Annotated in this window: 20 protein-coding genes; 12 read left to right on the top strand and 8 right to left on the bottom strand. The window is 44.5% G+C overall.

The features are described from left to right. Nucleotides 1–191 precede the first annotated feature (191 nt). The 3 genes from D9X91_RS15650 to D9X91_RS15660 all read right to left on the bottom strand — a co-directional run bounded on the left by D9X91_RS15650 (nucleotide 192) and on the right by D9X91_RS15660 (nucleotide 2,607). Nucleotides 192–575 carry a VOC family protein gene (locus D9X91_RS15650; RefSeq protein ID WP_121681581.1) on the bottom strand — a complete coding sequence of 128 codons (384 nt, stop codon included), beginning with the start codon at nucleotides 573–575 and terminating at the stop codon, nucleotides 192–194. A 45-nt stretch (nucleotides 576–620) separates the two neighbouring features. Next, entirely contained in the window at nucleotides 621–1,478 is an 858-nt protein-coding gene (locus D9X91_RS15655) for a helix-turn-helix domain-containing protein (RefSeq protein WP_121681582.1), read from the bottom strand. A gap of 76 nt (nucleotides 1,479–1,554) precedes the next feature. Further along, on the bottom strand, nucleotides 1,555–2,607 hold the full coding sequence (locus D9X91_RS15660) for a SepM family pheromone-processing serine protease (RefSeq protein WP_121681624.1): 1,053 nt from the start codon (nucleotides 2,605–2,607) through the stop codon (nucleotides 1,555–1,557). Between the two features lie 183 nt (nucleotides 2,608–2,790). On the opposite strand from D9X91_RS15660, the gene D9X91_RS15665 reads away from it, so the two are divergent. Together D9X91_RS15665 and D9X91_RS15670 are read left to right on the top strand one after the other, a co-directional pair. After that, nucleotides 2,791–3,624, top strand: a complete 834-nt coding sequence (locus D9X91_RS15665) for an NAD(P)H-hydrate dehydratase (RefSeq protein WP_121681583.1) — start codon at nucleotides 2,791–2,793, stop codon at nucleotides 3,622–3,624. Nucleotides 3,625–3,682: 58 nt separating this feature from the next. Further along, the gene (locus D9X91_RS15670) at nucleotides 3,683–4,687 is read left to right on the top strand and encodes an FUSC family protein (protein ID WP_121681584.1); all 1,005 of its coding nucleotides are present in this window, start codon (nucleotides 3,683–3,685) and stop codon (nucleotides 4,685–4,687) included. On the opposite strand, the gene D9X91_RS15675 is transcribed toward D9X91_RS15670, so the two are convergent. Beyond that, nucleotides 4,681–6,231 carry a multicopper oxidase family protein gene (locus D9X91_RS15675; protein WP_121681585.1) on the bottom strand — a complete coding sequence of 517 codons (1,551 nt, stop codon included), beginning with the start codon at nucleotides 6,229–6,231 and terminating at the stop codon, nucleotides 4,681–4,683. The two genes, D9X91_RS15670 and D9X91_RS15675, sit on opposite strands and share 7 nt — an antisense overlap. A 278-nt stretch (nucleotides 6,232–6,509) precedes the next feature. Between D9X91_RS15675 and D9X91_RS15685 the strand changes: the two genes are divergently transcribed. After that, complete coding sequence (locus D9X91_RS15685) at nucleotides 6,510–7,997, top strand: amino acid permease (protein ID WP_121681587.1); 1,488 nt, start codon at nucleotides 6,510–6,512, stop codon at nucleotides 7,995–7,997. A 402-nt stretch (nucleotides 7,998–8,399) separates the two neighbouring features. Then, nucleotides 8,400–9,086 carry a DUF1295 domain-containing protein gene (locus D9X91_RS15690; RefSeq protein WP_121681588.1) on the top strand — a complete coding sequence of 229 codons (687 nt, stop codon included), beginning with the start codon at nucleotides 8,400–8,402 and terminating at the stop codon, nucleotides 9,084–9,086. Nucleotides 9,087–9,387: 301 nt separating this feature from the next. Here the strand turns inward: D9X91_RS15690 and D9X91_RS15695 are convergent, their stop codons facing one another. Together D9X91_RS15695 and D9X91_RS15700 are read right to left on the bottom strand one after the other, a co-directional pair. Then, nucleotides 9,388–10,290 (bottom strand): DUF899 family protein, encoded by a 903-nt coding sequence (locus D9X91_RS15695; RefSeq protein WP_233569820.1) that lies wholly within the window; start codon nucleotides 10,288–10,290, stop codon nucleotides 9,388–9,390. A gap of 72 nt (nucleotides 10,291–10,362) precedes the next feature. Then, nucleotides 10,363–10,872 (bottom strand): hypothetical protein, encoded by a 510-nt coding sequence (locus D9X91_RS15700; protein ID WP_121681589.1) that lies wholly within the window; start codon nucleotides 10,870–10,872, stop codon nucleotides 10,363–10,365. 173 nt (nucleotides 10,873–11,045) lie between these two features. Between D9X91_RS15700 and D9X91_RS15705 the strand changes: the two genes are divergently transcribed. Together D9X91_RS15705 and D9X91_RS15710 are read left to right on the top strand one after the other, a co-directional pair. Continuing rightward, entirely contained in the window at nucleotides 11,046–11,315 is a 270-nt protein-coding gene (locus tag D9X91_RS15705) for a hypothetical protein (protein WP_121681590.1), read from the top strand. Then, nucleotides 11,312–12,511, top strand: a complete 1,200-nt coding sequence (locus D9X91_RS15710) for a class I SAM-dependent rRNA methyltransferase (RefSeq protein WP_121681591.1) — start codon at nucleotides 11,312–11,314, stop codon at nucleotides 12,509–12,511. The genes D9X91_RS15705 and D9X91_RS15710 overlap by 4 nt, the downstream gene beginning before the upstream one ends. Nucleotides 12,512–12,860: 349 nt before the next feature. Here the strand turns inward: D9X91_RS15710 and D9X91_RS15715 are convergent, their stop codons facing one another. Further along, a complete protein-coding gene (locus tag D9X91_RS15715; RefSeq protein WP_121681592.1) occupies nucleotides 12,861–15,110 on the bottom strand; it encodes an MMPL family transporter in 2,250 nt (749 codons plus the stop codon). Nucleotides 15,111–15,194: 84 nt separating this feature from the next. Next, a complete protein-coding gene (locus tag D9X91_RS15720; protein WP_121681593.1) occupies nucleotides 15,195–15,851 on the bottom strand; it encodes a TetR/AcrR family transcriptional regulator in 657 nt (218 codons plus the stop codon). Between the two features lie 236 nt (nucleotides 15,852–16,087). On the opposite strand from D9X91_RS15720, the gene D9X91_RS15725 reads away from it, so the two are divergent. The 6 genes from D9X91_RS15725 to D9X91_RS15750 all read left to right on the top strand — a co-directional run bounded on the left by D9X91_RS15725 (nucleotide 16,088) and on the right by D9X91_RS15750 (nucleotide 22,801). Continuing rightward, nucleotides 16,088–18,373 carry an ATP-dependent DNA helicase gene (locus tag D9X91_RS15725; protein ID WP_121681594.1) on the top strand — a complete coding sequence of 762 codons (2,286 nt, stop codon included), beginning with the start codon at nucleotides 16,088–16,090 and terminating at the stop codon, nucleotides 18,371–18,373. 134 nt (nucleotides 18,374–18,507) lie between these two features. Further along, a complete protein-coding gene (locus D9X91_RS15730; RefSeq protein WP_121681595.1) occupies nucleotides 18,508–19,674 on the top strand; it encodes an iron-containing alcohol dehydrogenase in 1,167 nt (388 codons plus the stop codon). Nucleotides 19,675–19,907: 233 nt separating this feature from the next. Then, on the top strand, nucleotides 19,908–20,825 hold the full coding sequence (locus D9X91_RS15735) for a LysR family transcriptional regulator (RefSeq protein WP_407644200.1): 918 nt from the start codon (nucleotides 19,908–19,910) through the stop codon (nucleotides 20,823–20,825). Beyond that, entirely contained in the window at nucleotides 20,822–22,093 is a 1,272-nt protein-coding gene (locus D9X91_RS15740; protein WP_121681597.1) for a DEAD/DEAH box helicase, read from the top strand. Before D9X91_RS15735 ends, D9X91_RS15740 begins: the two co-directional genes overlap by 4 nt. A gap of 2 nt (nucleotides 22,094–22,095) precedes the next feature. Then, nucleotides 22,096–22,287: a YwbE family protein gene (locus tag D9X91_RS15745; protein WP_121681598.1), complete on the top strand. Its 192-nt coding sequence runs from the start codon at nucleotides 22,096–22,098 to the stop codon at nucleotides 22,285–22,287. A 127-nt stretch (nucleotides 22,288–22,414) separates the two neighbouring features. Beyond that, nucleotides 22,415–22,801: a glyoxalase superfamily protein gene (locus D9X91_RS15750; RefSeq protein WP_407644201.1), complete on the top strand. Its 387-nt coding sequence runs from the start codon at nucleotides 22,415–22,417 to the stop codon at nucleotides 22,799–22,801. Nucleotides 22,802–23,051: the final 250 nt, after the last annotated feature.

Here is a 23,051-nt window from a genome sequence, read left to right on the forward strand (position 1 = left end):
GATTGTTCGTCCATACCGCTATAACCAATTGATGATGAGCAATTTCTTCATAGTCCATTACATCAAACGTTTCTTAATAATGGAGGATATTTTATCGATAAAATTACTAGTAGGTGATTTCAGCGGAGGGCGGCGACTCCGGCGGGGAAAGCGGCTCGGCCCCGCCTGCAGCGGAAATCAACATATGATAATTAAGATTCTTTTTCACTCATGAATGCATGAATATTGCCTTCGGGGTCAGTGAAAAAGACCATCCATGTTTCCGTACTGCCCATCTTGGCGATAAGATGCGGTTCATCAATGAATGCAACACCCTGATCCTTCATGTCGCGGTAAGCTTCATCGATGTCATTAACATGAAAATAAACAATCGAGCTTGGGTGGTCGAATTGTTCATTTTCGGGAATGTTCAATAAGAGCCTGACACCATCGCATTCTAAAAAGGCCATTCCGTCGGTTTCAAAAAGGAGAGGCAGCCCGAGTGTTTGGCTGTAAAAAGGAACAGCAGTTTTCAAGTCCTGGACAGGAATGGATATTTGTCCGATTTTATTGATTCTTCCAGTCGTTTGGTTCATTAAGAACACTCCTTAAAAGGTTGATAATCCAAGGATAATGGAAGTTTAAAAGAAATTCTTATCCAAAATCACTTTTTTTCGATATTCGGAAGGAGAGAGGCCCGTATGTTTTCGAAACAGCTTGCTGAACGATACTGGATTGCACAACCCTATGTCCAGGGTAATGTCCATCATACTGCTGCCCGTGTATTTTAATAGTTTCTTAGCTCTCTCCATTCTTAAAGAGGTAATCTGCTTGTGGGGTGTGGTTCCGTGGATTGCGCGGTAAGTTCTTAGAAGATGATTTGTCGAGAGCCCTGATGCCTTTCCGATTTGCTCCAATGTGATTGGCAGGTGAAAATAAGCTTGTATGTAGTCATGGGCAATGGATACGCGGTGGAAGATTTCCAGTTTTGTTGCCGTCCGTTCGGCAGACAGGGAATGAACCTTGGCCAATGATTCCTTTTGGGATAGGAGGAGATGCTGCATGATGTGTTGAAAATATTCTTCCCGCCAAATGTGATCCCCTTCATGCTGCGCAAATCCACTTTTCATCTGGTCTAACAGGGTGGATAAACCAGGCGGCATTTCATAGGTTTTTTCAAAAAAACCAGACTGATCGATGATCGGTTTAAAGGGATCATCCAATAGGGGGCCATTTCTTTCGTTCATGCTTCTCTGGATGTCCTCTGCGAATCCCGGCTGAAAAAACAGACAGAAGGATTCAACTTCCTGATCAGATTCAATCGAGATGGCATAGTCGCCGGGGTTCAGCAGGAGGAATCGGGAGTCTTCGACTGCGAAGAATCCTTGGTTGGTCCGATAATGGGCGATCCCGTTCGAGAAGGTTTTAATGGAAAGCTGCCCTTGGCCTTCCCAATAAAATTCTTTGCTTTTGGCATGTAAAATGAAGTTGGATTCCATTGAAGATTCCCCCGAATTGTAAAAGAAGCGGACCTCGGCATGTAAATCCTTCTCTTCCGGTCCGCTTTCTAGCTGTCTATGATTTTTGCTTTAGTTTCTTCAAGTAATTTTCCGCTTCAGTCGTAGAGGCGACTGGAACGATTTTGATATGATAGTTTCGTTTTTTCGCTTCATCCATGATATCTTTTTCATTGGCGTCACCCGGTTTGAGATCTTTAGGACAGAAGAAAATGTCGACATGCGCTTTGTGTGCAGCGACGATTTTATCGCGGATACCGCCGATTTGCCCGACGTGTCCATCGGTATCGATCGTACCCGTGCCGGCAATTTTATATCCTTTTGTCAAATCCTCCGGAAGGATTTGATTGAGGATTTCGAGTGAGAACATGAGGCCAGCGGAAGGACCGCCGATATCTGCGACATTCATTTTCACCTTCCTCGAAGTATCCAGCTTTACAGTATCATCCGGTGCAATGCCGATGCCGACTTTATCGCTATTCGGTGAAAGCTTCACGACCTTGACGGACTTTGTATAGTTCTTGCCATCTCTTGAAAAACCGAGTTTTACCGTATCATTCACTTTTTTGCTTGAGTTGATATAGTCGATGAAATCCTGGGTCTTGTTCAATGTCTTTCCATCCAGAGTATGGATTACATCACCGACTTGAAGGACGTCTTTGGCATCTGAATTAGGCATGATCGCCTGGACGAAAACCCCGTTGTGGCGGACCGTGACATTCTCTCCAGCTGCCTTGAGACCTGCTGAAATCGCATTGGTCTGTGAAGAATCCATCATATGTATGAGCAGTTCATTATATTCCTTGTCCGTTAAGTCGCCTTTGACGTTTTTCTGATTTTCCACCTGGGTGTCAGGGGCGACCAGTCCGTACAAAAGGACGAATACGTTGGTTGCTTTAATGGATAGAACCGTTGTCAACGACAAGCTCCCTTTCTCATCCTTTTTCCCATTTTCCACTGTTACTTTTTTCGATAATGCCTCTACTGTTCCTGGCTGATACAGATAATAAGGAGTCGGAATGAATGCCAACAGGATAAAAATGAAAAGGACAATCAGTAAATTTCTCGTCCATGGTTTCATACTTCTTCTTTTCTGGTGTTCTTGACCCATATCGGTTCCTCCATTTTGAAGCGCAGATTTCATTTCCCGCACCATTATTTTACCACTATTCTCCATTGGTGGAATAGTTCGTCCACTTATTTTATCTGATTCAGATTAAATTATGATGAGAGTGGAATAAGTAATTAAAAAAGCTACTTGATATTCATTATTTATTTTTGGAGTTGAAGCAAAATGTTTGAGCCGTATTGGACAAAAGAAAAGGTCAAAGAGACGCTGCCTGAAAGAGCGGGTGACAGCCACAAAGGAACATTCGGGACAGGGCTGCTCATCGCGGGCAGTGAAAGTATGCCAGGTGCCGCACTGATCGCCGGATTAGGGGCAATGAGGTGCGGGGTCGGGAAATTGGTCATGGGCACAGAAAACTCCGTCATGCAAATGGTCGTCCCTGTTCTTCCGGAGGCAACGTACTGGCTGAATCCATTCGATGAATACACCGAGCCTTTGCCGGAGGTGAAATATAAAGCAGCGGCCATTGGACCGGGTCTTCCAAATGGTGAACCTTTGGAAAGTCGAATCGACCAGTTAATAAATCTAGATTTTTCTCTCATATTGGATGCTGGTGCATTAACGAAAAGGGCTTATCCAACAAGAAACCATCCCCTCATTTTGACCCCCCATCCAGGCGAGTTTGAACGGATTACCGGTATGTCCGTAAAAGAACAAGAGAAGGATCGTTTATCCGCTGCAAAGGAATGGTCCCGAAGGTTAGGGACAGTCATCGTTTTAAAAGGCAAGGAAACGGTCATTGCCTTTCCAGATGGCGATGCGTACTTGAATCCCACGGGCAACAGTGCATTGGCAAAGGGCGGATCAGGCGACACGCTTACGGGGATGATGCTTGGCATGCTGTGCTGCCATGAAAATCATAAACATGCAGTGCTAAATGCTGTATTTTTACACGGGGCATGTGCAGATGAATGGGTGAAAACACAATCGCCTCATACAATGTTAGCCCATGAACTGAGTGGCCTCCTCCCGGCAGTTTGGAAGAAGTACGAAGAATAAAATCCGTGCCCTATCGAAAACTAAAGAAACCAACAGCTATGTTATTAAAGGGGCAGCCATGAACAAACATGAAAAGAAAAACAAAGGCTATTTAAATAAAACGGCACTCATCTGGAAAATGGCGATTGCTTCGGGTGTTTCATGGGAATTGGCCAAATGGGCCGGGTCCATCCATCCTTACTTGGCGCCGATCTCTGTCATCCTTTGTCTGCAGTCGACTATAGACAGGGCGATCCGCTATTCCATCCATCGGATGGCAGGAACCATCATCGGTGTGATATTGATCGTTCTGGCTGCCGACTTTTTTAAGATGAATGGCTGGTCTCTTGGGTTATTGATCCTAGTCGGGTGCTTCATCGTCAATATGATGAAGTTGGATGAAACGGTCATCCACCAGACAGCCTTAACGATTCTGCTCGTTTTCGTTTTTGAGCATAATACCCATCATTATGCACTGGACCGGATTCGCGATACATTGATCGGCGCCGTGGTGGCCGTATTGATCCATATGTTCTTCCGTCCTCCAAATTTTACGGTGAAAGCGATGAAATCCTTTGATTCCCTTTCACATCAGCTCTCAGTTGGGTATGAACTTTGCGGTCATTGGATAGAAGCGGGATGCCGCCTCTCTGATGGAACCCATTTGAAGAAGCAAATGGCCAGTCTGCTTGAGAGCCTCCATCAAACGGAGAAAGATTTTGAACTCGCATCGAGCAGTCTGAAATTCAACCCGCTTCAGAAAAAGAATGGAGTGGACGTGAAGGAATTTCGATCCAGGATCAATTATCAACAGCAGGGGTATACCTATTTAATGGCGACGATCGATAACTTTCTTGAATGGTCATCATCAGGGCTTTTAAGAGCCTTGGATCAACGGATTTGGGCGCTGCAAATCCATGAATTGAGTTTGTACTTTGAAACACTTAAAAGCACACACCCTTTTGTTCATTATCCTAGTTTTGAAGTTGTATATCCTTTGGTGAAGGAGAAGGAGCGGTATCATATCGTGCAATATCATGATACTGAGCTCCTGATGAATAAAATCCTTCCTCGTGATCAATAAGGAGATGGGCGGGGGAGTACAATATAGGGACGCATCATCTCATAGTCCTCATGCTCGAGGATATGGCAATGCCAAACATATTGCCCTGTATACGGCTTGAATTTAGCAATGATGCTTGTCACCATGTCAGGAGGCGTCTGAATCACGTCCTTCCAGCCATTTTCATATGGGAGTGGTGGTTCGTATGCTCCTGTAAAAATGAGTTTTCCGTTGTTTTTATATTCCTTCACATCAAAGGGTCTGCGCCCCAGCAACTGAAAATGGATGAGGTGCAGGTGCATGGGGTGTGAATTATTTGTAAGATTGATGAAATGCCATACTTCCGTTGCACCCAGTCGAGGATTCTCCGAAATGGGTGCATCCCATTTCTTTTTATCCAACGTATGAATCGGTCTTCCATATTGATCTTTTTCCTCATCCAACGTTAAAAACCTCTGTCTTTCAGTCTTTTGAACATTTATACGGCGATATTTTTTCAGGTATGCAGGTATGACGGATGTATCGATCTGCTTCAATTCCTTTGAAACGAGGAACTTCATTACGATTCCAGTAGTCTCGGGATCGCTCTTTTCTCCATTCGGGAAAGGAGTGGGGGCATCATTCAATAAAATGATCGATTGTCCATTCTGATTGGTAAAGTCGATGATCACGTCGGCGCGTTCAGCAGGGGATATGATGAATTGATTAAGAATTATTGGTTTTTCTAGAAGACCTCCGTCTGTGCCGATTTGATAAAAGTTCTGTCCGTTTGAAAGTTTTAATCCAAAGAATCGAGAATTAGAAGCGTTCAAAATGCGAAAGCGGTATTTCCTCGGCTCCACCTCCAAAAACGGCCAGACCTTCCCATTGACGGTTATCGCATCGCCTAGAAATTCAGGAGAAATCGAGGGCTGTACGCCAGGGACGGGAGTGCGGGGCTGGTCAGGGTAGAACAAGGAACCATCAGGATTAAAGGATTTGTCCTGTATGAGCAAGGGAATTTCATAATCTCCCGCCGGCAAGTTAAGGGACGATTCATAGGTATCCCTGATAATGTACATCCCGGCTAATCCTGCATAGACGTTCAGCCGTGTGATCCCCAATGCGTGGTCGTGATACCACAGCGTGCAGGCGCGCTGTGCATTATCATATTCGTAGATTTCGCTTGAGAAGTCTTTTCCCTTTTCCTTGTAGCCGTTTGTAAACCAGGCTTCCGGGTATCCGTCGCTTCCCGGCTTCGTCCTTCCGCCATGAACATGGACGACAGTGCGCACATCCGGTTTGTCTCTTTCGGCCCCATGAACAGTGTGATCGATCGGAAAGAGATGTTGATCGGGCAATTGGTTCATCCATTTTACTAAGATGCGCTCCCCTCTTTGAACCTCAAAGGTCGGGCCAGGAAAGAAGCCTTCGTAGCCCCAAACGAGCGACTCTTGTAATTCACTGTGCAGCGATTGCTTAAACTGCGTCATCCTTACCTCATAATACGTACCATCCCCTGTTCTCCCGGCTGGCTTCATAACGGGCAAAAGTGGGAGCGGATCCATGAATTTTGTCAGCTTCATCCTATTCACTCCAATCTCTTATTCATAGTTTATTGTGAAACTAGTGGAACATGACTGTATAAGGGGCATTGGAGATTTGTTATTGTGAAAAAATATATATTTCCATCCAATATCCTAAATCCATGCTATAACTTAATGCTCTTGACTATTCGGAATATTTTAATATATCTTGAAATAGTTAAGCATTATTCAAAAAAGTGTTATCAAAAAGCGTGGAATCAATTAGAAGCGAAGACGGATGTAAGCGCTTCAACAACAAAGGGAGGAATGACGGGAGTATGGGAGTAAAGAAATTAAATAACGAGCCTCAGCAGAGGGGACAAGATGAGAAAAAGCTGGAGCGGGGATTGAAAGCGCGCCATTTAACCATGATTTCGATCGGCGGTGCGATCGGGACCGGTTTATTCCTCGGAAGCGGTTCGGCCATTCATACAGCTGGTCCAGGCGGCGCACTGTTTGCTTATGCCTTCGTTGGCATCATGGTGTACTTTGTCATGACAAGCTTAGGGGAGCTGTCTGCGTTTATGCCGACAAGCGGTGCATTTAGTACATATGGAACCAAATTCGTCGATCCCGCCTTCGGATTTGCAATTGGGTGGACGTATTGGTTCAGCTGGGCAATGACCATTGCAGCAGAGTTGACTGCATCGACCATGATTATGAAATTTTGGTTTCCGGATAGCCCATCCTTATTATGGAGCTTCTTATTTTTGGCCCTTATCTTTTTACTGAACTATTTGCATGTCAAGGGGTATGGTGAAGGGGAGTATTGGTTTTCATTCATTAAAGTTTCAGCCATAGTCGTATTCCTGGTGGTTGGCCTGCTCATGATCATCGGTGTAATGGGTGGACATGCTGTCGGATTTCATAACTTCACGGTTGGAAAAGCCCCGTTCAGCGGAGGCGTAGTAGGGACATTCATCATTTTCTTGGCGACCGGATTTTCGTTTCAAGGAACAGAGATTGTCGGCGTCGCAGCCGGTGAAAGTGAAAATCCCGCTAAAAATGTTCCAAAAGCCATTCGAAATGTTTTTTGGCGCATTCTTCTATTTTATATATTGGCTATTTTTGTAGTGGGACTTATCATCCCATATACCAATCCTGATTTACAAAGCGATAATATCATGGTCAGTCCTTTCACACTTGTCTTTAAACGGGCAGGGCTTGCCTTTGCAGCATCACTCATGAATGCGGTCATTTTAACAGCCGTTTTATCTGCGGGCAATTCAAGCTTATATGCCTCAACGCGGATGCTTTACGCCATGGCGAAAAAAGGACAGGCGCCGCGGATTTTTGCCAAACTGAATAAACGGGGAGTGCCAGTCGCGGCCATGGTTTTAACCACGGTTATCGGGATGCTCGCTTTCTTTGCATCCGTTTATGGAGATGGTTCAGTATATCTTTGGTTAATGAATTCGGTGGGAATCACCGGGTTTATCTTCTGGCTTGGCATTTCGATCAGCCACTACCGCTTCCGTAAAGCTTTCCTTGCTCAAGGCTACTCTTTGGACATGCTGCCTTATAGAGCAAAATGGTATCCTTTTGGCCCGATTTTTGCGATAGCTGTTGGCCTGATCGTGACGCTTGGACAAAACTTTCAGGCGTTCCTTGCTTCTTCAATCGATTGGGGAAGCGTCATTGCTGCCTACCTTGGCATTCCAATGTTCCTGTGTTTATGGTTTGGTTATAAGTTCGTGAAGAAAACAAAAGTCGTGCCGCTAAAAGAATGTGAAATCGATTTTGATTATGCAGAAAAGAATGATTGATTAAGAACGAATTTGATGGGGATCTGCGCCATTCCTGCGGAAAATGGGATGGTGCAGATCCTTGTTTTTTGTGAGGATGTTTTCTAATAGGTTGCTTGTTTTTCACAGGAATCACGAACCTCGATGGAAAATTTTCCAGATGGAGGCTGGGAAAATGCTATGATTAATGTAAAGAAATAGATCTTTTCTCAAATATGGTTTTTTAACCGTTTTTCTATAAAATATCTCATAATATGTTGTTGATTGAAGCGGAAGGTGCGAGACTCCGGAGGGAACAGCGTGCCAGGTGAGACCCCTCGGAAAGCGAGCATCCTTCAGCGGAAATCACCTTACACAATCTTTAATGAATAGCAACAAACTTTATGAAAAGAGCGAAAGAAAGAGATAAAGGGGGAAGGAAGCTTGCTATATGGGGATAATGGGAATTCCGTGCCGCAGAAATTGTATGTATTTCTGTTTCAGACGCTCATATTTGCCGCGGCTGTCTGGCTTCTGATATTAAATGGTTTCAGCGAGTTGAATCATTGGTTCGGCTGGAATTTGCAAAAAGGGGATGAAGGAAGAAGAACCATATTAATGGCCTTCATTTTCGTCACCTATTTACGCATGCAATTCACAATTTTTTATTTACTCAAAAGGAAGATCCCCTGGGAAGAGGCGATTACACTGCCGTTTGCCTTTGGGTTATACTACATCGGTTTCTCTTTCCTTGGAGGGATAACCGAAAAACCAGTCAATGGATGGGATATTTTATTTATTCTGCTATTTGCAGCAGGAGCATTTATCAATACGTTTTCTGAGGTTTTAAGGGACAGATGGAAAAAGGATGTGCAGAATAAAGGAAAGCTTTATACCGAGGGGCTTTTTGCCTATTCCATGCATGTCAATTATTTCGGGGATCTCCTGTGGGTGTTGGCATTCGCTCTTGTCTCCTGGAATATGTGGGCGATGATCATACCGGCATTTTTGTTTTGTTTCTTCGCCTTTTACAATATCCCGATGCTCGATAAATACCTTGCTGACAAATATGGAGAGGATTTTCAGGAATATCAAAAGAAAACGAAGAAGTTCATACCGTTTGTTTATTAAAGTGTAGTGGAGCGGCTTCTGACCCGCTCGACGAAAGCGAAGAACTTGAGCGGTAAGGGTCATGAAATCCATTAAAAATGCTTAAATGGTGTCTCAAAGCTGAAGTATGATACCTGAAAATGGTTTAAAAGATGAAAATCGGGTCTCAAACGCCACGTATGGTACCAGTAATCAACTCAAAATGGTCATATCGGGTCTCAATCTCAGAAGCTGGCAAAAATGGCACCCACCTGAACAAGCTCATCGGATAAGCATGAAAATAAGCTGTCCACAAAGAGAAAACCTCGCAGACAGCCTATTCTTATTGAGCAGATTCAAATAAGTGAAATTTCATTCCGAATGGGTCGGCGATCATGCAGCTTTTCTCGTGGATTTCCTTGGTGATTTGACACCCCTTCTCAAGCAATTCTTCTTTTGCTTGTTCAAAGTCATGGACCGCAAGCTCAAAAAAGGTTTGCTGCTGCGGCTGGTCCTCTATATAAAAGAAAGTGCCATTAAAGGAGAAGAGCGTTTCATTATCGAGGGTCTGTACCTTTTCCATGCCAATTACTTCTTCATAAAATTTTGCGGCTTCTTGATAGTTTTTTACGCCGATAGCAATGTTGTTTGTCAGCTGGTATGGGGATTTTTCATTTATTTTTTTCTTCGGACGATAGCTTTGGGAACCTGATGGGAGCAAATCAAACAATGGCCATACTGCACAGAAATCATCGCCTGGGCCGAACGGTGCGCTGGCATGCAGGTAAATATGATCCCTCTCATCTTTCGTGAAAGTAGAAACTCCTGGAATGGGCTTTCCGTCAGACTCAAAGCCTATATCTTTCTTAAACGTAGACTCTTTCGTGGAGATCATTGGGAATGTCCATTTTCGTTCTGCTGCAAAGTCTGATAGAACGTCTGGGGAATCCGGTGAGGAAAGGACAAAAGCTGCTTTATCAGCTAAATAATGATAGATTCCATTCAAGCCATCCGCCCACATTGTACAATAGGAACAGCCTTTGCCCATATTATGAACGACAATCAGTTCATCTTGATCCTTGAAGCACTCCAGCAAGCTGGTTTTTTCTCCGTTGGATGAGATAAACGTGTAATTTTGCACAAGTTTTTTGGGGACGCTTTGTTTCAAAGCGGTCAAATGCTTCTTTTTTTCAAGTAATTCTTGCTCTAATTCTTCAATTTCCTTCTCGATCATTTTCGTCTTCAAACTAAACCCCTCCCAATATCAATCTATCTACTTCTTTCGATAAAATTGAAAGGAACCCTTTTTCATCCAAAATTATTTCCCGGAAAAAATTTCGACAATCCGATCGGCTTTTTTTCTGTTGCGGCATAAGCGGAATAGCTGGCTGATAAACCTTTCAACATCTTCAGCACTCGCAGGAAGGGGGATGTCCACATTAGTCGTCCCGAATGTCTGCTTGAAATACGCCTTTCTTTCTGCGTTTTTTCCATCTCGTTTCAGTGGATTATATTTCCAGGACAACGATTGACCATCCTCATCGACCGTTTGGATCTCTGCTGCTGTCGTCGATTTATCTCCTTCGTAAATAACAAGATAGTAATTGTCTTTTCTGTGCCAATCAATGAAGAGAAGATGATAGGCTTCCTCGCCAGGTTTAGAGATGGTATACGCGGATAGCGTTTTTTTGCCGTTTGCCCATTGATGGAAGTCATAGATGGTTTCTCCAAGGAAAGGGAGTTTGGCAGCATCAAAGGCCGACTCTTGATACGAATCAATCCACCCATCGATCAAATCACAAATCTTAACCGCTTGTTCTTTTTTCATCGGATAGCACTCCTTTTTTTCTTTTATTATATAGATAAGTTTGCTTAGAAGGAATCGCACATTTAGCAGAAGATTGTTCATCATAATGTGGAATCAATCTATTCTTTCAATTATTGGATTTTTTTCAAAAATTGTTTTTTTTACAGTCTATTTAACGTTGATTGGAGCGGAAGGTGCGAGACACCGGAGGGATCAGCGGGCAAGGTGAGACCCTGCAGCGGAGCGAGGAGAGGATGGGCGGATGTTCGATTAAGTTCGGCACGTCGTGTGCCAACATCGAACGACCTCACTTCGTGTGTGGCCCCTCGGAAAGCGAGCATCCTGCAGCGGAAATCAACATTGCTCCACTTAACGAACTTCAACCGATTCCTGAAGATATGTTTCAAGAGTGTTATAATGGGACAGAATTTATGCAGAATCGAAAAGATTGGGTGAAATCATGAAAACGGCGAAATCTATTAAAATAAATCCAAAATTTGTGAAGGCGTTCAAGAGCGGGCTTCCGCTCATTTCAAAGCAATCGATCGTGAATCATCAGGAATTGACAGCTGAAGGGGAACTATTCGATTTGATTGATGAACGCCGACAATTCGTTGCGAGGGCGTATTACGGCAAGCAAAATAAGGGATATGGCTGGGTGCTGACAAGAAAAGAGAACGAAAACATCGACCATGGATTTTTTGAGAAGAAAATAAGAAATGCAATCAATCAGCGCGCACATCTCTATCAATCTGAAGAGACGAATGCCTTTCGCGTATTCAATGGTGAAGGGGACGGAATCGGTGGAGTGACCATCGATTATTTTGACGGATATTATTTGATCAATTGGTACAGTGAAGGAATTTACCAATTTAAAAAAATGATCGTCGATGCGCTTCAGAAGCTTATGGAAGTGAAGGCGATCTATGAGAAAAAGCGGTTCGATACGAAAGGGCAGTATTTGGAGGATGATGACTTTGTCGCCGGTGAGCGCGCGAACTTCCCGCTGATTGTGAAGGAGAATGGTGTCCACTTTGCCGTGTACTTAAATGAAGGTGCTATGGTGGGCGTATTCCTGGACCAGCGCGAGGTGCGGAAGAGGATCAGGGATCATTACGCTGACGGAAAGACGGTATTGAATACCTTCTCTTATACAGGGGCATTTTCTGTTTATGCAGCTTTGGGAGGCGCAGTCAAAACGACCAGCGTCGACCTGGCGAATAGAAGCCTGCCGAAAACGATCGAACAATTCAGCATCAATGGCATCGACTATGAAGCGCAGGACATCATCGTAGAAGACGTGTTCAAGTACTTTAAATATGCCGTCAAAAAAGAATTGAAATTTGATATGGTGATTTTGGATCCTCCAAGTTTTGCGAGGTCTAAGAAATTCACGTTCAGCGCTGCCAAGGACTATACAAATTTGTTGAAAGAAACGATTGCCATCACGGAAAAGGGCGGGGTGATCGTCGCTTCCACCAATTGCAGTTCATTTGGGATGAAGAAGTTCAAAGGATTTATCGATACAGCGTTTAAAGAAACCGGCGGAAAATACCGGATCCTAGAGGAATACACTCTCCCTGAGGACTTCAAAACGATTTCAGAATTCAAAGAAGGCGACTATTTAAAGGTTGTTTTCATCGAGAAGAAGAGTGGATGAGCAAGAGCTCGGTGTATGATTGGGAATTGGATGAAAGAGTGTTCTGCGGAATTTGGTGAATTTTGTTGGAATTTGTAGATAGACCGATATTTGACTGGAATAGACCGATATATCACAAATTAGACTGATAAATGAGTCAAATAGACCGATAAATAATAAAATAGACCGATATCTGGCCATATCCGACCGAAAAATGCTTGTATGTCCAATGTTCCAACCTTCGAAAAATCAAGCTTAGGCTACAAACACACTTTTTATCTTAATCGAATAAGAAATTCACGAAAAATATATACACAACACCCCTGCCCCTTTGGTGCCTGGCACCAAAGGGGCAGGGGTGTTTCTTTATTTAGACTGCGTTGTTTTTGGAGGGGTGGTTTTGCTCTTTCACTGCTTGCATGCCGCGTTTGGATGGCCAGAATGCCCATTTTCCAAAGACGACGGTCAGGGCAGGGACTAGGAATGGACGAACGACAAATGTGTCCAGTAATACCCCGATGGCTGTGACAGTTCCGAACTGGACGAGCACTTGGATGGGCAAGGTTGCCAATACGGCAAATGTCCCTGCCAGGATAAGGCCGGCGGAAGTAATGACTGCACCAGACTGTGAAACTCCCTCTGTCACTGCCTGAGCAAGCGGCATCCGTTTGCTCTTTTTCCAGATGGACGAAATCATGAAGATATTGTAGTCCTCTCCAAGGGCGACAATGAAAACAAAGGAGTACAACGGAATCAACCCCTGGATGGCCGATACATCGAAACCGTAGTGAAGGACGATCCAGCCGAGTCCAAGAGCACTGAAGTATGAGAGCAGTACAGTTGCCATTAAATAAAGCATGGCAACAACCGAACGCAAATAGGCGAGCAGCAGAAGTGCGATCATGGCAATGATGACCGGGATGATGACATTGGCATCGCGATCCGTCGTTTGGCTTGTGTCATATTGTTCGGCAGTTTGCCCGCCGATCCACACGTGATCTGCTTCATTGCTGATGCCGGATTCATTCAATGCTTTTTCAGCTGTTTTCCTTAAGTCGGGAATATGATCCATTGCTTCGTTTGAATAAGGATTCATGCTGAATTCAACGTCATAGGCAAGCAGGTTTTCATCGCTTTTTCCTTTTTTCTCATCGGATACTTTGGCCACAAATGGCAATGCTTCGAGCTTTGACTTCAAATCGATGCTCTTTTCTTCCGAGTCGACGATTACTTGCGCAGGAGCAAGCTCTCCTGAGTTGAAATGCTTAGAAATTAAATCAAATCCTTCGCGGGAAGGCATATCCTTCGGAAAGGAAGAAAGGGTATCGTATGTGTATTGAATTTTAGTTGAGAAAAAGGCGAATCCGCCCAAAATGACAACTGTGGCCATAATGATCATCCATGGTCTCCGTACAATCCCCCCACCAAGGCGTTCTCCGAAACTTGCTTTTGTCTTTGGAGCAGGCGGGGTCTTCCCTTTCTTTCTTGCACGTTCCTCTTCCATGTCCCTTGTGCGCGGTACAAATGGCCAGAACGAAGCTCTTCCTAACATGGATAATAATGCAGGAACAAGCGACAAACTTGCGACCATCATAATCAGGATCGACAAGCTGAATGGTACGGCAAAGCGCTGAATCGAACCATATTGGGCCAAGAGAAGGGCCAGCAGTGAAAATACGACGGTCAATCCGCTCATCGCGATGGCGCCGGAAGATCCGCTCAAGGCCCTTTTCAATGCGTGTTTTTTATCTTGTTCTTCTTTTAGATGCGTCCGAAAACGTGCAATCAAGAATAGACAGTAATCGGTTCCGGCTCCGAATAAAAGGACGGTCATGATGGATATACCCTGTGAATCAAAGGTAGTGAATCCGGCCTTCGCCAACGCTCCAAGCACCGGACTGATCACTCCATATGCGGCACCGACTGCAATAAGCGGGACGAATGCCAGAATCGGGGATCGGTAGATGACGAGCAAGAATACGAGAACGAGCGTCACTGTCGCCAACAGCAGGGACAAATCCCCTTGGCTGAATAAATCGACCGCATCGACTTCGATTCCTGCCGGGCCTGTCGCACGGACCAGAAGAGAATCCTTTGTGTCGATCTTTGTATCAAAAGGATTGTCGCCAAACACATCCCCCACTCTATCTTTTAGTTTCTTCAGGCTTTCCTTCACATCTTCTGTACTTGCTTTTTTCTCAAACAGGACCGGATAGACAAGGGTCGTGCCATCTTCTGAAACCTGTTTTTTCAGCACAGGAAGTGGAAGCTTATGGAAAGGGGCTGCATTGAGCTGTTTCGGCAGCGGATCATCGGAAATTTCCTTTGAAAGCTTTTGGATATTAGCTAAATCATCATCCGTCAGTCCAGTAGATCGGTACCAGGTCAACAGGGCGGGTTTGCCGTCGCCAGATGGGAATTCCTTTTCGGCGAGCTTTTGTGCCTGAACGGATGGTTTGCTGTCAGAAAGGTTCGCTGCAAGATCGTCCTTCTGAGATTGAGCCTGTGGCAATGTGACATTGACAACGGCAAGGATAATGAGCCAAGCGGCTAAAGTGATCCATTTCCCTTTTGTACTGCTGATCCATTTGCCATATTTACTAAACCAGGTCGTTTTCATTTGATTTCATCTCCTTTAATTTTTCCTTATCAAGTGATAAGTGATGGGTGGAAAAAAGGTCTCTTTCATTGTTTGTAAAAAAATTCAAGTGTCTTTCCGGAAAGAATCCGATGTCAAACCGAACAATAGGACGTCGACAATCATTTCAGACTTCTTTTCTGCATCTTTTTTTCGGTCATTTGGCTTTCTTGGAACGAATTTGGCGGGCTCCATGGAAGACTTGATCAAGCTGAGCAAGTAATGAGCGGCATGCATGGGGGTGACCCCGAATGCCTCTTGATTTTTCAACTGCCCGTCTTGTTGGCCTTTTTCAAAGATGGCGACTACAGGCAATAAATATCCTTTCATCCACCATTGATAAATTTGATCTTGTGTTTCCTGGTCAAGCTCATGTTCAATGTCATGAAACATCTGATTGAGGTCCTCATGATGATTCATCATCATGTAGGTTGAAAACTGCAGAAGCTGGTCCCTCATGTTGTCATATTGTTTCAAGATGCGTTCGATGGCGACTTGTGTCTTTTCTATGGTCGTTTTGATGACTTCCACATACAGTTCTTTTTTATTGGAAAAATGGTGGTACAAAGCCGGCTGCGTCAAACCGCAGGAATCCGCGATCTTTCGGGTGGATACAGCCCGATAGCCCAATTCCATGAACAAGTCATGCGCCGTCCGAATGATCGACCTCCTCGTTTCCCCAAGATCTCCTTTCTCAGGTTTATTGGAAGAAGTTGATGTCATAACAGCAGTATTCCTTTCTTAAAGAATGCATTACACATTCATTTATCAATTGATAAGTAAAATATATAATATGGACAAGTCCCATGTCAACGAAAATGATGCATGTTGTTTAACTTTTGTACAATATATTTATAATGCTGATTTTTTTGTTTTGCATCAAGTTTGACCGTGTATACATTATCAATTACGTTAAAAATATCAACTAAAAATTGACCATAAAAAAAGAGGTGAAGCCAGTGATGGAGGCCATCAGGATTTCCGTTCGTACACTCGTGGAATACGTGTTTAAAAGAGGAAGCATCGATCAACGCTTCAAAGCGCCATCTTCGCTTCTGGAGGGCACAAAAGCTCATCAAAAAATCCAAAAAGATTATGTAGAAGGGGACGAAAGCGAAGTCTTTTTGCAAATGGTTCTCCCAATGGGACACCTTCATTTTCATATAGAGGGACGATGTGACGGCCTGCTTCATTCTGAAAAAATCGTGACCATTGATGAGATCAAGTCAACCTCTTTGGATCTGGACGAAATCAGCGAAGAAACGTTCCCTGTCCATTGGGCACAGGCAAAATGCTACGCATATATGTATGCATCGCAAAATAATCTTGAAGAGATCCAGGTGCAGCTAACCTATTACCAAATACATACAGGCGATCGGAAGAATTTCCGCCGCGTTTATCAGCTTGATGAATTAGAAGTGTTCATCCATGAAGTTGCCAAAGAATATATGCCTTTTGCTGCGCTTCAGTCCGACCATGAGAAAAAGAAGCAGGAAAGCTTTCAAATGCTGGAGTTTCCATATTCCTCATATCGCAAAGGGCAGAGAAAATTTGCCGGTGCAGTCTATAAGACAATCCTGGATGAAAAAAATCTCCTTGCGAATGCACCCACAGGCATCGGGAAAACGATGTCCACGATTTTTCCAGCTGTTAAGGCAATGGGGGAAGGCGTCCTGAGCCGAATATTTTATTTAACAGCCAAAACGATCACCAGGACCGTTGCAGAGCAGGCTTTTCATGACCTCGGGAAATCTGGCCTCCATTTAAAGTCCATCACTTTGACGGCGAAGGACAAGGTTTGTTTTAAAGAGGAAACGATTTGTCAAAAGGACTATTGTGAATTCGCTGACGGCTATTATGATCGAATCAATGGGGCTATGCTTGATATTCTTGCAAACGAAACACAAATGACAAGGTCGGTGATTGAAGCTTATGCAAGAAAGCATCGGGTTTGCCCATTTGAATTTTCCATCGACCTTGCGTATACGGTAGATGCGGTCATCGGGGATTACAACTATGTTTTTGATCCGCGTGTCTCATTGAAACGCTATTTAGAGGAGCAAAAATCGAAAACGGTGCTATTGATCGATGAAGCACATAATCTTGTGGATCGTGCGAGGGACATGTTTTCAGCCGAACTCACTAAATCCGCTTTTTTGACATTAAAACGTGAATACAAGGGGATCCATCATGGGATATTCCAAGCAGCAAAAGAGATCAATCAATATTTCATCGACCTGAAGAAAAAGTGCAGCGTTCAGCATGGCATCATCAAACTAGAACTTCCCGAAGATTTCCTTCCACTGGTTGAAACATTCATAGAAGAAGCAGAAAAGGAATTGCCGCATAGACAGAATGAAGTGCTGCTGGATGCTTATTTCTCCGCATTGAGTTTCCAGCGGATTTCAAAGCTGTATGACGGACAATACATGACCTATGCGGAGGCGAGCCGGAATGACGTCACACTGAAGCTGTTCTGTCTGGATCCATCAAGCAATTTACAGAAGATGGCGAAAGGATTTCGATCAAAAATCTTCTTTTCGGCCACACTATCTCCGACTCGATATTTTCAGGATCTGCTCGGTTTGACGAATGAGGATTATATGATAAAGGTTCCTTCCCCATTCGATGAGGAGCAGCTCGAACTTTTCATCCAGCCGCTTTCGACCAGGTACCATGACAGAGAAGCGTCAGTCCTTCCGATCATCCATACCATTCAAAGTCTATTGGAAAGTAAGAAGGGGAATTACCTCGTGTTTTTTCCATCCTATCGCTATATGGAAGTTGTTCATGAGGCTTATTGCGAGCTCCACCCGACAACGCAAGTGATCAAGCAGGAGGCAGGGATGCCGGAGTCGGTCCGTGAAGAATTTCTCCTTCGATTCAGTGATGAAAATAAGGAGACGCTGCTCGGATTTACTGTGCTGGGAGGAATTTTTTCGGAAGGAATCGATTTAAAGGGCGACAGGTTGAACGGGGTTGTCATCGTCGGTGTCGGATTGCCGCAGCTGAGTGCAGAAAGGGAAATGATCAAGGATCACTTTGAGGCAGGCGATAAGCCCGGCTACGATTATTCCTATGTCTTTCCGGGGATGAATAAAGTATTGCAGGCGGGTGGCAGGCTGATTCGATCGGAAAGTGACCGCGGCACCATCATTTTAATCGATGACCGCTTTTTGCAGCGGAAATATCAGTCGCTTTTACCCGATCACTGGCGGCACTACAGGAAATATCCGAATGAATGATGGATTGCACTGATTGATTCATACAACCTCAATCATCGTAAATATTGATGACAACCATAGAAAACTATCAATATTATCTATATTGTTGATGTGATACACTCAAGAAAGAAATGAACAAAATCGAGGTGTTTTAAATGGAAACATTTTTACAGCATAATCCAACCCGCTTGTTTTTTGGCAAAGGACAAGCCGAACAAATCCCTGCTGAATTAGGTGAAAAAGGGCTGAATGTCCTTGTCATTTATGGTGGGGGGAGCATCAAACGCAACGGTGTCTACGACTCCGTGATGAATCAGCTTGAAAAAGCGGAAGCAAACGTGTTTGAATTAGCCGGAGTGGAACCGAATCCACGCCTGACCACGGTTCGTAAAGGGGTAGAAATATGCAAAAATGAAGGAATCGACTTTTTGCTTGCGATTGGAGGGGGCAGTGTCATCGACTGCACGAAAGGCATTGCAGCAGGAGCGAAGTATGACGGTGATCCTTGGGACTTGTTTACGGCCAAGCACCCTGTTGAGTCCGCATTGCCGTTCGGTACGGTCCTTACTTTGGCAGCCACGGGCTCTGAGATGAATTCCATTTCCGTCATCTCCAACTGGGAGACAAAAGAAAAAATCGGATGGGGCTCTCCTCACGTGTTCCCTACATTTTCAATCCTTGACCCGGCCAATACATTTACCGTGCCGGAAAATCAAACGGTCTATGGAATCGTCGACAGTATGTCCCATGCGTTGGAACACTATTTCCACCGCACACCGAACACGCCAATGATTGATGGCTTTATCGAATCATTATTAAGGACAGCCATTGCCACTGGACCGAAGCTGTTGGAAAATCTGGAAAGCTTTGAGCACCGGGAAACGATGATGTATTTGAGCACGACGGCATTCAATGGCACATTGTCAAACGGGACGGACGGAGGGGATTGGGCGTCCCACCGCATCGAGCATGCGCTGTCTGCTGTATATGACATCCCGCATGGGGGCGGCCTCGCGATCGTATTTCCTAATTGGCTTGAACATGTTCTGCTAGATGATCCAAGCAGAGTCAAACAATTGGCGGTCAATGTATTCGGCATTTCTCCTGATGGAAAGACGGATATTGAAACAGCCAAAGAAGGGGCAAAGGCGCTTCGAGAATTTTGGTCCTCACTTGGCGCCCCATCTACGCTCCGTAACTACGATATCGACGACTCCCAATTCGATGACATCGTTAAAAAAACATTCATCAAACCTGGAGTCGGTACGTATAAGAAGCTTGATGAAAAAAGCGTCATGGATATATTGAATAGATCGTTATAGGTAAAAAGGTGAATCCCGCTGTCGGGGTTCACTTTTTTCTATGGGATGTACTTTACATCCCATGCTCTTGATTGGGGTGGAAGGTGCGAGACCGAGCGTCGCAGCGAGCTTCCTCCAACTCAGCACAACATTTTGATAAAAACAGCAAATTTTACGAAAACAGCCTGGCCATCGCAAATACGATTAAAGTTATCTATAATACATAATAGATACGATCGTTAATATTAATAGAGGTGGACGGATTGGACTTAACTTACTTTTATACATTCAAAGAAGTGGCCAAGTCGGGGAGTTATACGAAAACGGGTGAGGAATTAGGCTATGCACAATCCAGTGTCACGACCCAAATTAAAAAGCTGGAAGAACACTATCATACAGTTTTATTTGAACGGGTTGGACGAAGGATGTGTCTGACACAATCCGGTGAGCAGCTTCTTCACTATGTGAATCAAATCGTCAGCCTTGTCGAAGAAGCGGAGATCCAATTGACGAAAGGCACTAACCTAAGGGGAACACTGAAGGTAGGAACCGTCGAATCATTGGCTGCTTACTTTTTAACGCCATACATCAAAAGCTTGAAGGAACCGAATCCCGATATGAAAATCCTTTTGGAATCGGGTTTATGCCAGCATTTGAGGGATGGGGTGATCGAAGGGAAATTCGATGCAGCCCTGCTGTTGGATCAGCTGCAGGAGTCTCCGGAATTAATGACCATCCCCATTCGCGAGGAAGAGCTGGTCATGGTCTCTTCTCCGAATCATCCGCTCAGAAACAGAACGGAAGTCATGTTAAAGGATTTGTCGGAAGAAACCATCATTTTTACGGAGGAAGGCTGCTCCTATCGCATCATGTTTGAAAATGCTTTAAGGACAGAAGGCGTCCAGACGAAGTCGAAGATTTCCTTCAGCAGCCTGGAGGCAATCAAGCAATGTGTGGCGGATGACTTGGGCATAGCGATTTTGCCGAAGATCGCCGTGCAGAGAGAGCTGAAGGCAAATGTGATCCGCCAGCTTCCATTTCAGCACGAATCCATAAAAGTCTTTACACAGCTTGTCTACCATAAAAAGAAATGGATTTCCCCGATCATGGCACAGCTGATAGAATTATTGAATACAAACGGGACATCAGAACAGAAAGTAGTGACGAAATGACAACTTTTAAAGAACTAGGGATGCGCACAGCGCTTGCCACCCGATTGGAACAATTAGGAATAGAGGAAGCGACGGCAGTACAGGAGCAGTCGATACCGCATGTTTTGGAAGGCAAGGATGTCATAGCCCAAGCACAGACTGGGACAGGCAAAACACTGGCATTCATTTTGCCGATGCTTGAGAAGATCAACCATAATGAACCGTCCATTCAAGGATTGATATTGACGCCGACACGGGAGCTTGCCCTTCAGATTACGGGAGAGCTATCAAAGCTGTCCCAAGCGGTTCCTGATATCCAGGTACTGGCGGTTTATGGAGGACAGGATGTCGAAGCGCAGCTTAAAAAGCTGAAGCGCAGCATTCATATCGTCGTTGCCACACCAGGAAGGCTATTGGATCACCTTCGCCGGGGAACCATCGATCTAACGGGTATTTCTACCCTTGTTCTGGATGAAGCCGACCAAATGCTGCATATGGGATTTTTGCCTGAAGTGGAGGACATCCTGAATCAAACGAATCCGCATCGACAAACCCTATTATTCTCTGCGACGATGAATAGCGACGTCCGTTCACTGGCAAAGAAATATACAAAGAAACCGGAAAACATTCAAATTAAGGCTAAAAACATCACAGTTGAAAAAATCAACCAGCTTGTCGTCGAAACGACAGACCGAAGGAAGCAGGCCGCACTGCGAGCCTTATTGAAGGAATACCAGCCTTTTCTGGCCATCATCTTCTGTCGGACGAAGCGGCGGGCCAATACGCTGAATGAAGCCCTGCAATCGTATGGCTTCCTCTCTGAAGAACTTCACGGTGATTTATCCCAGGCCAAACGGGAAAGGGTCATGAAAAATTTCAGGGAGGCGAAGCTTCAATATTTAGTCGCAACAGACGTGGCCGCAAGGGGATTGGATGTCGAGGGTGTCACCCATGTATTCAATTATGATATCCCCCATGATGTTGAAAGCTATATCCACCGGATCGGGAGGACGGGCAGGGCCGGTGAAGATGGCCTTGCGGTGACCCTCGTCGCTCCAAAGGATCAGGATCATCTGACCATGATTGAAAAAGGAATCCATATGACAATCCGGAAGGAACAATCGGATGCCGTTGCGGATGATCCCAAACCGGCTGAAAGAAAAAAGAAGGCTCAAAAACCTGAAAACGGCTCACAGCGCAGACACAGCAGAGGAAAAGGAACGGATAACCAGAACAGAATGCAAGCAGGGAAACCAGCGAAGAAAAGAACACGGAGAAGGGAGAAATAGCGATGAATGGACAAAATCGAAAAGATATAAGCCCAGGCTTGGAAGTGGCCATCGTCCTAAAAAAAGATCAAGCCACCGGTAAAACGACAAAAGGGGTCGTGAAGGACATTCTGACCAATTCTGCTCAGCATCCGCATGGCATTAAGGTCCGTTTGACCGATGGACAAGTGGGCAGGGTGAAAGAGATCTTCTGAGTCTTCGGAGGGGCTACCGCCCGCCTCGCGGAAAGCGGGCATCCTGCAGCGGAAATCCACCAATGCACCATTTGCAATCAGCAACAAACTTTCCGGATAGACCCGATCAACTAAACATGCAAAGGGGATGTATTTGATGAGCCCGTCCAAAATAACCATGAAAAGCCCGACGCCGATCCTGCGAATTTTTGATGAAGAAAAAGCGAAGGAATTTTATCTTGAATTTCTAGAGTTTGCGGTGGATTGGGAACATCGGTTTGAAGATTGTCTCCCTTTATACTTGCAAATCTCATATAACGATTGTGTGATCCACCTCTCCGAGCATTACGGAGATTGCTGTCCTGGAGCTGCTATCAGAATTGAGGTCGGGAATTTGGAGCAGCTCCATGCAAACCTTATTTCGAAGAAATTCAAATATGCCCGTCCCGGGATCGAAACGACCCCTTGGAATACTAGGGAGGTTCGTATTGGCGACCCATTCGGAAATAGAATAGTGTTTTTTGAAAACCTTTAAATATAGTAATTTGAGCGCATGGATGATTTTTTGATTCATGCGTTATTTATTTTAGGTGTTATCTCAAAGAGTAGGCCTATTTTTGATTGAACTGCTTCCAGACAACTCTCTCAATAATCATCCATCATTTCCAAATCTATTAATTTTTTGTAAACAGAGTGTAAAAAGTTTTAGAGTGGAAATGGGCTTGAATCCACTGGTGCCAATGGGTTTGTAGTTTTTCTTTGAATTATCCCTATCTTGACACCCT

Origin of the sequence: Falsibacillus albus, from assembly GCF_003668575.1 — a bacterium.
Classification (GTDB): domain Bacteria; phylum Bacillota; class Bacilli; order Bacillales; family DSM-25281; genus Falsibacillus; species Falsibacillus albus.